This is a genomic window from Parageobacillus sp. VR-IP, from assembly GCF_013357975.1.
GTDB lineage: Bacteria > Bacillota > Bacilli > Bacillales > Anoxybacillaceae > Saccharococcus > Saccharococcus caldoxylosilyticus.
On record NZ_JABVYQ010000001.1, the window covers coordinates 607,510 to 620,028 of the forward strand.

Consider the following 12,519-nt stretch of genomic DNA (forward strand, 5'->3'; position numbering starts at 1 on the left):
GAAGATGAGACAAAGCCAGTCGTTTATTCCAACTTTGCGAGAAGTTCCGGCAGATGCGGAAGTAAAAAGCCATCAGCTTCTTTTGCGCGCCGGATTTATCCGGCAAAGCGCCAGCGGTGTATATACATTTTTGCCGCTAGGACAGCGCGTGCTGCAAAAAGTAGAAGCGATTATCCGCGAAGAAATGAGCCGCGCCGGAGCGATCGAATTGCTCATGCCGGCGCTGCAGCCGGCGGAATTATGGCAGCAGTCTGGACGCTGGTATTCATACGGTCCGGAGCTGATGCGCCTGAAGGATCGCCATGAACGCGATTTTGCGCTCGGGCCGACACATGAGGAAATGATTACGGTGCTCGTGCGCGATGAAGTGAAAACATATAAGCGCCTGCCGCTGACGCTTTATCAAATTCAGGTAAAATTCCGTGATGAAAAACGTCCGCGCTTTGGGCTGCTGCGCGGCCGCGAATTTATTATGAAAGATGCCTATTCGTTCCATACATCGCAAGAAAGCTTAGATGAAACGTACAAAAAAATGTATGAAGCTTATTCCAATATTTTCCGGAGATGCGGCTTAAATTTCCGCGCCGTCATTGCTGACTCGGGAGCGATCGGCGGAAAAGATACACATGAATTTATGGTATTGTCGGATATCGGCGAAGATACAATCGCTTACTCTGATGCGTCCGATTATGCCGCCAACATCGAAATGGCGCCGGTCATTACGACTTATGAAAAAAGCGATGAGCCGCTTCGTGATTTGGAAAAAGTGCACACACCGGGACAAAAAACGATTGAACAAGTCGCTTCCTATTTACAAGTGATGCCGGAAAAATGCATCAAATCGCTGCTCTTCAAAGTTGATGACCGCTACGTACTCGTGCTTGTCCGCGGCGACCATGAGGCGAATGACGTCAAAGTGAAAAATTTATTTGACGCCTCGATCGTAGAGTTGGCAACACCGGAGGAAACGAAGCAAGTGATGAACTGTGAAATCGGTTCCCTTGGCCCAATCGGCGTGGGAGAAACGGTTACCGTTGTTGCCGATCATGCGGTAAAAGCGATCGTCAACGGCGTATGCGGGGCAAATGAGGAAGGATATCATTATATCGGGGTAAACCCTGAACGCGATTTCACTGTAGCGCAATATGCTGATTTGCGCTTTATTCAGGAAGGGGACCCGTCTCCGGATGGAAAAGGAACGATCCGCTTTGCCCGCGGAATTGAGGTCGGCCATGTCTTTAAATTAGGGACAAAATATAGTGAAGCGATGAATGCGGTTTACTTGGACGAAAACGGCCGTTCGCAAACGATGATTATGGGCTGCTATGGCATTGGCGTCTCGCGTCTTGTGGCGGCGATTGCCGAACAGTTTGCCGATGAAAATGGTCTTGTTTGGCCAGCGGCGGTAGCGCCGTTTGACGTTCACCTTATTTCCGTCAACGCGAAAAACGACGAGCAGCGCCAGCTTGCTGATGAATGGTATGAAAAGCTCGGACAAGCCGGTTTGGAAGTGTTATATGATGACCGTCCGGAACGCGCCGGCGTCAAATTTGCCGACAGCGATTTAATTGGTATTCCGATTCGCGTGACGGTTGGAAAACGGGCAAGTGAAGGAATCGTTGAAGTAAAAGTGCGGCAAACGGGCGAAACGATGGAAGTATCGGTGAATGAACTCATTGATACGATTCGCCGTCTGCTGCAATGACAAACGAGAGAAATGGACAAGGGCTGTGCTGATGAAAAGTAGAAAAGATACTTTTCCGACAGCCCTTTTGTTATGATAGAAAAAGAGAGGAATTTTCGTTGAGAGGAGAAAGGATCGCCGTCATGTTAACGAACGAGCAAAAAGAACGATTTCAAGTATTGTTGCAGCAGCTGCAGTTGACGTCTGACGAATTCGCGCCTTATTTCCGTGAAGCAGGCATTCTTAAACTAGTAGTGGAGAAGGAACAAAAATGCTGGCATTTTTATTTCCAGCTTCCGAAAATTTTGCCGTGCCAAGTGTATGAGCTGTTTACGGAGAAATTAGTTCAGGCGTTTCATCATATCGCAAACGTCAAATATACGATCCAAACGGCAGATCCGCACTTTACGGAAGCGGATGTCCGCGGCTATTGGCAGCTCTGCTTAAAGGAATTGCAAGAAGGAATTTCCCCGCTTTTATCGTGGCTTCATAATCAAATTCCAACAGTAAAGGGAAATAAACTATTCGTTACCGTCCGCAATGAAGCCGAAGCGCTCGCGGTAAAACGCCGTTTTTCGAGAAAAATAGCGGAAGTGTATCAGTCGTTTGGTTTTCCGCAGTTGCAGCTCGAAACGGAAGTCAAGCAGCCGGAAAAAGAAATGGAGCAATTTCTAGCGCAAAAACAGCAAGAAGATGCCGAACGCGCTTTAGCGGCGCTCTCAGAGATGACGAAAGAGGCGAATAAAGAGCGGGCGGCGGATACGCCGACAGGTCCGATTGTGATCGGTTATCCAATTAGAGAGGACGAGGAAGTCCGCACGCTAGACAGCATCGTCGAAGAAGAGCGGCGCGTCGTCGTGCAAGGTTATGTCTTTGACGTAGAAATGAGCGAACTAAAAAGCGGTCGGACGTTATTAACACTAAAAATTACCGATTACACAAACTCCATATTAGTAAAAATGTTTTCCCGTGATAAAGAAGATGCCGAACTGATGGCCGATATTAAAAAAGGCATGTGGGTGAAAGTAAGGGGAAGCGTGCAAAACGATACGTTTGTCCGCGATCTTGTAATTATCGCCAACGATATTAACGAAATAAAAGCAAAAGAGCGGCAAGATACGGCGCCGGAGGGAGAAAAACGGGTAGAGCTTCACTTGCATACGCCGATGAGCCAAATGGATGCCGTCACGTCCGTGACAAAGCTGATTGAACAGGCCAAAAAATGGGGCCATCCGGCAATCGCCGTGACCGATCACGCTGTTGTCCAATCATTTCCAGAAGCATATAGCGCCGCAAAAAAATACAATATGAAAGTGTTATACGGCGTGGAGGCAAACATTGTCGATGACGGCGTGCCGATCGCTTACAATGAGGCGCACCGCTTGCTTTCGGAGGACACGTACGTCGTTTTTGACGTGGAAACGACGGGGCTGTCGGCCGTCTATAATACGATCATCGAGCTTGCCGCTGTGAAAGTAAGAGATGGTGAAATCATCGATCGGTTTACTTCTTTCGCCAATCCGCATCATCCGCTGTCTATTACAACGATTGAACTGACAGGCATCACCGATGACATGTTGAAAGATGCACCAGATGCGGAAGAAGTACTGCGCCAATTTTACGATTGGATTGGTGATAGCATCCTTGTCGCTCATAACGCTAGTTTTGACATCGGCTTTTTGAATGTCGGTTTTGCGAAAATCGGCCTTGGCAAAGTGACCAATCCAGTGATCGATACGCTCGAATTAGCGCGCTTTTTATATCCGGACTTGAAAAACCACCGTCTAAACACGCTTTGTAAAAAGTTCGATATTGAATTAACCCAACACCATCGCGCCATTTATGACGCAGAAGCAACCGGATATTTGCTGATGCGGCTGTTGAAAGACGCCGAGGAGCGCGGCATTTTATACCATGACGAGTTAAACGAGCGTTCGAAAGAAGAAGTATCGTATCGTCTGTCGCGGCCGTTCCATGTCACGCTTCTTGCTCAAAATGACGTTGGCTTGAAAAATTTATTTAAGCTCGTTTCGTTATCGCATGTCAAATATTTCTATCGCGTTCCCCGCATTCCGCGTTCGGTGCTGCAGCAGCACCGCGAAGGCATTTTAGTCGGCTCGGGCTGCGATAAAGGCGAAGTGTTTGACAACATGATCCAAAAAGCGCCGGAAGAGGTCGAGGAAATCGCCAAATTTTACGATTTTCTTGAAGTGCATCCGCCGGAAGTGTACAAACCGTTGATTGAAATGGATTACGTCAAAGACGAAAGCATGATTAAAGAAATTATCCGGAAAATCGTCATGCTTGGCGAAAAATTAAACATCCCTGTCGTTGCAACCGGAAATGTTCATTATTTAAATCCAGAAGATAAAATTTACCGTAAAATTTTAATTCATTCCCAAGGCGGGGCCAATCCGCTCAACCGTTATGAGCTGCCGGACGTCTATTTCCGCACGACCGATGAGATGCTTGAGTGTTTCTCCTTTTTAGGAGAAGAAAAGGCGAAAGAAATCGTTGTGACCAATACGCAAAAAATCGCTGACCTGATCGGCGAAGTAAAGCCGATTAAAGATAAGCTGTATACGCCGCGTATCGAAGGAGCGGAAGAGGAAATCCGCGAAATGAGCTACCGCCGTGCCAAAGAAATTTACGGCGATCCATTGCCGAAAATTGTCGAAGAGCGTCTGGAAAAAGAATTGAAAAGCATCATCGGACACGGGTTTGCCGTTATTTATTTAATTTCCCATAAACTCGTAAAAAAGTCGCTCGATGACGGCTACCTCGTCGGTTCGCGCGGTTCGGTCGGTTCTTCGTTTGTGGCGACGATGACGGAAATTACTGAAGTCAACCCGTTGCCGCCGCACTACGTCTGCCCGAATTGCAAGCACTCGGAATTTTTCAATGACGGGTCGGTCGGCTCCGGATTTGATTTGCCGGATAAAAACTGTCCGCAATGCGGAACAAAGTATAAGAAAGACGGGCATGATATTCCGTTTGAGACGTTCCTTGGCTTTAAAGGCGACAAAGTCCCAGATATCGACTTGAATTTTTCCGGCGAATACCAGCCGCGCGCCCATAACTATACGAAAGTGCTGTTCGGGGAAGATAACGTATACCGCGCAGGGACGATCGGCACCGTCGCCGATAAAACGGCGTACGGTTTTGTCAAAGGATATGCGAACGATTTAAACTTGCAGCTGCGCGGAGCGGAAATCGACCGCCTTGCCGCGGGATGCACCGGGGTAAAACGGACGACAGGACAGCATCCGGGCGGTATTATCGTTGTTCCCGACTATATGGAAATTTACGATTTCACGCCGATTCAATATCCAGCCGATGATACGAGTTCCGAATGGCGCACGACACATTTTGATTTCCACTCCATTCATGACAATCTTTTGAAGCTGGATATTCTTGGGCACGACGATCCGACGGTCATCCGCATGCTTCAAGATTTAAGCGGCATCGATCCAAAAACGATTCCGACCGATGACCCTGAAGTGATGAAAATTTTCAGCAGCACCGAATCGCTTGGTGTCACGCCGGAACAAATTATGTGCAACGTCGGCACGATAGGCATTCCGGAGTTCGGAACGCGCTTTGTCCGCCAGATGCTTGAAGAAACGAAGCCGAAAACATTTTCCGAGCTTGTGCAAATTTCCGGTCTTTCGCACGGGACAGATGTCTGGCTTGGCAATGCGCAAGAGTTGATCCAAAACGGCACGTGCACGCTTTCCGAGGTGATCGGCTGCCGCGACGACATTATGGTTTATTTGATTTACCGCGGACTCGAGCCTTCGCTTGCCTTTAAAATTATGGAATCGGTGCGGAAAGGAAAAGGGCTGACGCCGGAATTCGAGGAAGAAATGCGCAAACACAACGTGCCGGAGTGGTATATTGAATCATGCAAAAAAATTAAGTATATGTTCCCGAAAGCACACGCTACCGCGTATGTATTAATGGCGGTCCGCATCGCCTACTTTAAAGTGCACCATCCGCTTTTGTACTATGCGACGTACTTTACGGTACGCGCGGAAGACTTTGATTTGGACGCGATGATCAAAGGTTCTGCCGCCATTCGCAAGCGCATTGAAGAAATCCATGCGAAAGGGCTCAATGCAACGGCCAAAGAAAAAAGCTTACTGACGGTATTAGAAGTCGCCCTAGAAATGTGTGAACGCGGCTTCTCCTTTAAAAATATTGATCTTTATCGTTCGCAGGCCACCGAATTTGTCATTGACGGCAATTCGCTTATTCCGCCGTTTAACGCGATCCCGGGCCTCGGCACGAACGTAGCGCTCAACATCGTGCGCGCTCGCGAAGAAGGAGAGTTTTTATCGAAAGAAGATTTGCAGCAGCGCGGAAAACTTTCCAAAACGTTGATGGAATACTTAGAGAGCCGCGGCTGCCTCGATTCGCTGCCAGATCATAATCAGCTTTCCTTATTTTAAATTTGGTCCGCCGTCGTCCGTAGCTTTGGCGGGGCGAAAAACCGGCCGCAAGCAGTGTGTTATGCTGTTTGCCCATTGCAATATATTTTCCAATATGTTATAGTTTTAGTGGAATTGGTAAAGATAATGGGTAGGCAAAGAGTGGGGAAACCCACTCTTTCGTCTTGAATTGGATGCCGATTATTTTTCATTCCCCGCAAATGTGCAGGGGATTTTCTCGTTATAACGAAGCGATGCAGTTTCTCTACGTTAGGAGGAAAAGAATGAGCAAAAAAGTGACGGAGATCGTCGAAGAGCTAGTCACGCCAATTCTTGCCGACATGAATTTAGAGCTAGTGGATATCGAATATGTAAAAGAAGGGAAAAATTGGTTTTTGCGCGTCTTCATTGACTCCGAAGACGGGGTCGACATCGAACAATGCGGCATCGTCAGCGAAAAACTGAGTGAAAAATTAGATGAAATCGATCCGATTCCGCATAACTATTTCCTTGAAGTTTCTTCGCCTGGAGCGGAACGACCATTAAAAAATGCAAAAGATTTTACGAGAGCGATTGGGAAAAATGTATATATAAAAACGTATGAGCCAATTGAAGGAGAAAAAGAGTTCGAAGGCCAACTAACCGATTTTGATGGAACTACCGTATCGATTACGGTAAAAGACAGAGCTCGTAAAAAAACGGTCGTCATTCCGTATGAAAAAGTGGCGAGCGCTAGACTTGCTGTTATCTTTTTTTAATGGTAAAAGGGGGATTTTCGTTTCATGAATACGCAATTACTCGATGCCTTAGCGGATATTATCCGTGAAAAAGGCATTAGCAAAGAAGTGGTAATAGAAGCGATTGAAGCAGCGATTATTTCCGCCTACAAGCGCAATTTCGGGCAGGCGCAAAACGTGCGGGTCGATTTAAATATGGAGACGGGTACGATCCGTGTCCTCGCTCGCAAAGATGTAGTTGAAGAAGTCAATGATCCCCGTCTGGAAATTTCTTTAGAGGAGGCGCAACGGATCAATCCGAATTATCAAGTCGGCGATGTGGTGGAGATAGAAGTGACGCCGAAAGATTTTGGACGCATTGCGGCGCAAACGGCGAAACAAGTAGTCACCCAGCGTGTGCGCGAAGCGGAACGAAGCGTGATTTACGCCGAATTTCTTGACCGCGAAGAAGATATTATGACCGGGATTGTCCAGCGCGTCGATCCACGTTTTGTTTACGTCAGCCTCGGGAAAACGGAAGCATTGCTGCCGGCAAGCGAACAAATGCCAAATGAAACATACAAACCGCATGATCGCATCAAAGTGTATATTACAAAAGTAGAAAAAACGACAAAAGGGCCGCAAATTTTTGTATCGCGCACGCACCCGGGATTGCTGAAACGTCTTTTTGAACTGGAAGTTCCAGAAATTTACGATGGCACGGTCGAAATTAAATCCATTGCCCGCGAAGCGGGAGACCGCTCGAAAATTTCCGTTCATTCCGACAATCCGGAAGTAGATCCGGTCGGGGCATGTGTCGGTCCAAAAGGACAACGCGTGCAAGCGATTGTCGAAGAGCTGCATGGAGAAAAAATTGATATCGTCCGCTGGTCGGCCGATCCAGTCGAATTTGTCGCCAACGCATTGAGCCCGGCAAAAGTGCTGCGCGTCATTGTCAACGAAGCGCAAAAAGCGACGACGGTGATCGTACCGGATTATCAGCTGTCATTAGCGATCGGCAAGCGGGGGCAAAACGCGCGGCTGGCGGCGAAGCTGACAAATTGGAAAATTGATATTAAAAGCGAAACGGAAGCGCGCGAGATGGGAATTGATCCATATGCGCAATCCACTTTGCTTGATTCGGAAGAGATGCCGGTTGATAATGAAAATGACAGCGACCAATCATTCGATTTACAAGAGGAAATCGAGTGAGGGGGGATCCGTGTGGCGAGCCAAAAGAAAATTCCGTTGCGAAAATGCGTCGTGACTGGTGAAATGAAGCCAAAAAAAGAAATGGTGCGCATCGTCCGCTCGAAAGACGGGGAAGTTTCGATCGATCCGACCGGGAAAAAGGCGGGGCGCGGTGCGTACATTACGCTAGACAAAGAGTGCATTTTATTGGCGAAAAAGAAAAATATTTTAGCCCATCATTTAAAAGCGGACATTGCCGATACGCTCTATGATGAGCTGCTTCAGCTAGCGGAGAAGGAGACAAAAGCCGAAAATGGGCGATGAACGCTGGGCATCGTTATTAGGGTTAGCGAATCGAGCAGGAAAAGTCATTTCAGGCGAGGAGCTAACGGTCAAGGAAATTCGTAGCGGCAAGGCGAAACTCGTTCTTTTGGCGGAAGATGCATCGGAAAATACGGCCAAAAAAATTACCGATAAATGCTCTTCCTATGGCGTTCCGCTCCGGAAAGTTTCAGACCGTTATACGCTTGGGCATGCGATCGGCAAAGACGCCCGCGTCGTTGTCGCCGTTATGGATGAAGGGTTTGCAAACAAACTAAGGACAATGCTCGATGGATCTTTATGGGGGTGAATCTATGTCTAAAATGCGTGTATATGAGTACGCGAAAAAAAATAATGTACCGAGTAAAGATGTGATTCATAAATTGAAAGAAATGAATATTGAGGTAACGAATCATATGTCAACATTAGAGCCGGAAGTGGTGGAGAAGCTGGACCATACGTACAATAAAAAAAGCGAACAGCCGCAAGCTTCTGCTCCAAAGGAAAAACGTCCGGCTCCGGCAAAAACGAAAACCTATGTGGATGATTTTGACGATGAAGAAGTAGTCAAAGCAAAAGTTGCGAAGAAAAAAGGAGCAAATAAAAGCAAGGAAGGAAAAAAACACGATTTGCAGTTGCAGCAGCAAGAAAAGAAAATTTTCCATCAGCATAAGAAGAAACATAAAGGCAAAGTAAAAGCAAAAGTCCGTCAGCCGCAGCCAGTGCAACAAGAACAGCCGGCGAAAAAAGAAAAAGAGCTTCCGAAAAAAATTACGTTTGAAGGATCGCTGACCGTTGCCGAGCTGGCGAAAAAGCTTGGCCGCGAGCCATCGGAAATTATTAAAAAGCTGTTTATGCTCGGCGTGATGGCGACGATTAACCAAGATTTGGATAAAGATGCGATCGAACTCATTTGTTCTGATTACGGAGTGGAAGTAGAAGAAAAAGTAGTCATTGATGAAACGAACTTTGAGTCGATTGAAATTGTTGACGCCCCTGAAGATTTAGTGGAGCGGCCGCCGGTGGTTACGATTATGGGCCACGTCGATCATGGAAAAACGACGTTGCTTGATTCCATTCGCCATTCGAAAGTGACAGAGCAAGAAGCAGGCGGCATTACGCAGCATATCGGCGCTTATCAAGTTACAGTCAACGGCAAAAAAATTACGTTCCTTGATACGCCAGGACACGAAGCGTTTACGACGATGCGGGCAAGAGGTGCGCAAGTAACGGACATCGTTGTGCTTGTCGTCGCTGCTGATGACGGCGTCATGCCGCAAACGGTAGAAGCGATTAACCATGCGAAAGCGGCTAATGTCCCTATTATTGTGGCCATTAACAAAATCGACAAGCCGGATGCCAATCCAGATCGCGTGATGCAAGAATTAATGGAGTATAATCTCGTTCCGGAAGAATGGGGCGGCGACACGATCTACTGCAAACTTTCAGCCAAAACAGGAGAAGGAATCGACAATTTATTAGAAATGATTTTGCTTGTCAGCGAAATGGAAGAACTAAAAGCAAATCCAAATCGCCGTGCCACAGGAACGGTCATTGAGGCGAAACTCGATAAAGGCCGTGGTCCAGTGGCGACGCTCCTTATTCAAGCAGGAACGTTGCATGTCGGCGATCCGATTGTCGTCGGCTGCACATACGGTCGTGTACGCGCAATGGTAAACGATACAGGACGTCGTGTGAAAGAAGCAGGTCCTTCCACCCCTGTCGAAATCACCGGCCTTCATGAAGTGCCGCAGGCTGGAGACCGCTTCATGGTGTTTGAAGATGAGAAGAAAGCACGGCAAATCGCAGAAGCGCGTGCACAAAAACAATTAATGGAACAACGCAGCATGAAAGCGCGCGTTAGCCTAGATGACCTCTTTGAACAAATTAAGCAAGGCGAAATGAAAGAATTAAATATTATTGTCAAAGCGGATGTGCAAGGGTCGGTAGAAGCGCTTGTTGCCGCGCTGCAAAAGATTGATGTCGAAGGAGTGCGCGTCAAAATCATCCATGCCGCTGTTGGCGCGATTACTGAATCGGATATTCTTTTGGCAACGACTTCCAACGCTATTGTCATCGGCTTTAATGTCCGTCCGGACTCCAATGCGAAACGCGTTGCTGAATCCGAAAAAGTTGACATTCGTCTGCATCGCATCATCTATAAGGTCATTGAAGAAATTGAAGCGGCGATGAAAGGAATGCTCGATCCGGAATATGAAGAAAAAGTCATCGGCCAAGCTGAAGTGCGGCAAACGTTTAAAGTATCGAAAGTTGGAACGATTGCCGGATGCTATGTAACCGATGGAAAAATTACGCGCGACAGCAAAGTCCGCCTGATCCGCCAAGGCATTGTCATTTACGAAGGAGAAATCGATTCCTTGAAACGCTTTAAAGACGATGTGAAAGAAGTCATGCAAGGATATGAATGCGGTTTGACGATTAAAAACTTTAACGATATTAAAGAAGGGGACATTATTGAAGCCTACATTATGCAGGAAGTGAAAAGACAGTGATCGGCTTTGTCGCCTGTGAATGCGTTATTTATAACGCACAGTCATTAAAAGAAAAGCGGGCCGTCCTGCAGCGAATAATAACACGGCTAAAACAAAAATATAATATATCCGTGGCCGAAATCGATCACCAAAACGTCTGGCAGCGGACGACGCTCGGAATGGTCGCGATTACGTCGAGTCGGGCGACAACCGAGCGCGAGCTGCAGCGGGCGCTTGCTTTGATCGACTCCTTTCCAGAATTGGAAAGGACGGTCACGACATTTGAGTGGTTTTAATCGAGGTGATAGGCGATGAATTTACGGGCTACTCGTGTTGGCGAACAAATGAAAAAAGAATTAAGCGATATCATTGGCCGCAAATTGAAAGACCCGCGAATTGGCTTTGTTACAGTTACCGATGTGCGTGTCACAGGCGACTTGCAGCAAGCAAAAGTATATATCAGCGTGTTAGGCGATGAAGAACAACGACAGAACACGCTGAAAGGATTGGAGAAAGCAAAAGGGTTTATCCGCTCGGAAATCGGCCAGCGGATTCGCTTGCGGAAAACGCCGGAAATATTTTTTGAAATCGATGAATCGATCGAATATGGTAACCGCATTGAACAATTAATCCGGCAAATTTCTACGGAGCAAGAACACGAGAAAAAAGAAGAAGCAAGCAAAGAGGAATAGATGGATAGACAATTTGTCTATCCATTTCCATTATGTACATAGGAGAAAGGGTGCGCTGATGGACGGAGTATTATTATTAGACAAACCTGTGGGAATGACTTCACATGATTGTGTTGCGCGGATTCGCCGCCTGTTCAAAATCAAAAAAGCAGGACATACAGGGACACTTGATCCAAACGTATCGGGAGTATTGCCGATTTGCATTGGCAAAGCGACGCGCATCGCCGAGTTTTTAACGGGGACGACGAAAACATATGAAGGCGAGGTTACGCTTGGAATTGCCACGACAACCGAAGACAGCGGCGGAGAAATTATCGCTTCACAAAAAGTAGACCGGGTGATTTCCCGGAGCGAAATTGAAGCGGTATTCCAGCAGTTGACGGGAGAAATTGCGCAAACGCCGCCAATGTATTCCGCCATTAAAGTGAAAGGAAAAAAACTATACGAATATGCGCGCGCCGGCATAGAAATCGAACGGCCGACCCGCATCGTGACGATCCATGAACTGACGTTGCTCGATGAAAGAAACGAATTTAGCGGAAACACGGTTTCGTTTCGCTTTCGCGTCACTTGCAGCAAAGGCACCTATATCCGCACGTTGGCAGTGATGATCGGCGAGCGGCTTGGTTATCCGGCGCATATGTCCCATCTTGTCCGCACAGCGGCGGGGCCGTTTTCGCTACAGGACTGCGTCACATTTACGCAAATCGAACAGTGCGCGGAGCGTGGCGAGTTGCAGTCGCTTTTGCTGCCGATTGAAAAAGCGCTTTTTCATTTGCCGAAATATGAAATAAATGATAAAGTAGCAGAGAAAGTAAAAAACGGGGCGCTATTGCCGCTGCCGGCTTTTTTGCGCTCCTTAGAAGGGCCGGTATTAATGGTGACGAAGGAAAGAGAGGCGCTTGCCCTTTATATAAAGCACCCGTCGAAACCTCACTTGATGAAGCCGCTGAAGGTACTTCGCTGATCAAAAAAGTGGAAACATAGAAGGTG

General features: G+C 47.2%; 10 protein-coding genes. All 10 read left to right on the forward strand.

Going from position 1 to position 12,519, the window contains the following annotated elements; all coding sequences use genetic code 11:
• Nucleotides 1-4: 4 nt before the first annotated feature.
• Nucleotides 5-1,705: a proline--tRNA ligase gene (locus HT574_RS03255; protein WP_175243442.1), complete on the forward strand. Its 1,701-nt coding sequence runs from the start codon at nt 5-7 to the stop codon at nt 1,703-1,705.
• A 122-nt stretch (nt 1,706-1,827) separates the two neighbouring features.
• A complete protein-coding gene (locus HT574_RS03260; protein WP_175243780.1) occupies nt 1,828-6,135 on the forward strand; it encodes a PolC-type DNA polymerase III in 4,308 nt (1,435 codons plus the stop codon).
• Nucleotides 6,136-6,398: 263 nt separating this feature from the next.
• The gene (rimP, locus tag HT574_RS03265) at nt 6,399-6,872 is read left to right on the forward strand and encodes a ribosome maturation factor RimP (RefSeq protein ID WP_175243443.1); all 474 of its coding nucleotides are present in this window, start codon (nt 6,399-6,401) and stop codon (nt 6,870-6,872) included.
• Nucleotides 6,873-6,896: 24 nt separating this feature from the next.
• Complete coding sequence (gene nusA / locus HT574_RS03270; RefSeq protein WP_017437048.1) at nt 6,897-8,042, forward strand: transcription termination factor NusA; 1,146 nt, start codon at nt 6,897-6,899, stop codon at nt 8,040-8,042.
• Between the two features lie 12 nt (nt 8,043-8,054).
• On the forward strand, nt 8,055-8,345 hold the full coding sequence (rnpM, locus tag HT574_RS03275) for an RNase P modulator RnpM (protein WP_175243444.1): 291 nt from the start codon (nt 8,055-8,057) through the stop codon (nt 8,343-8,345).
• On the forward strand, nt 8,335-8,652 hold the full coding sequence (locus tag HT574_RS03280; protein WP_175243445.1) for a YlxQ family RNA-binding protein: 318 nt from the start codon (nt 8,335-8,337) through the stop codon (nt 8,650-8,652). The genes rnpM and HT574_RS03280 overlap by 11 nt, the downstream gene beginning before the upstream one ends.
• 4 nt (nt 8,653-8,656) lie before the next feature.
• Nucleotides 8,657-10,855: a translation initiation factor IF-2 gene (infB, locus tag HT574_RS03285; protein ID WP_175243446.1), complete on the forward strand. Its 2,199-nt coding sequence runs from the start codon at nt 8,657-8,659 to the stop codon at nt 10,853-10,855.
• The gene (locus HT574_RS03290; RefSeq protein WP_017437044.1) at nt 10,852-11,130 is read left to right on the forward strand and encodes a DUF503 domain-containing protein; all 279 of its coding nucleotides are present in this window, start codon (nt 10,852-10,854) and stop codon (nt 11,128-11,130) included. The genes infB and HT574_RS03290 overlap by 4 nt, the downstream gene beginning before the upstream one ends.
• A 15-nt stretch (nt 11,131-11,145) precedes the next feature.
• Nucleotides 11,146-11,526 carry a 30S ribosome-binding factor RbfA gene (gene rbfA, locus HT574_RS03295; protein WP_017437043.1) on the forward strand — a complete coding sequence of 127 codons (381 nt, stop codon included), beginning with the start codon at nt 11,146-11,148 and terminating at the stop codon, nt 11,524-11,526.
• Nucleotides 11,527-11,584: 58 nt separating this feature from the next.
• On the forward strand, nt 11,585-12,493 hold the full coding sequence (gene truB, locus HT574_RS03300; protein WP_175243447.1) for a tRNA pseudouridine(55) synthase TruB: 909 nt from the start codon (nt 11,585-11,587) through the stop codon (nt 12,491-12,493).
• Nucleotides 12,494-12,519 lie beyond the last annotated feature (26 nt).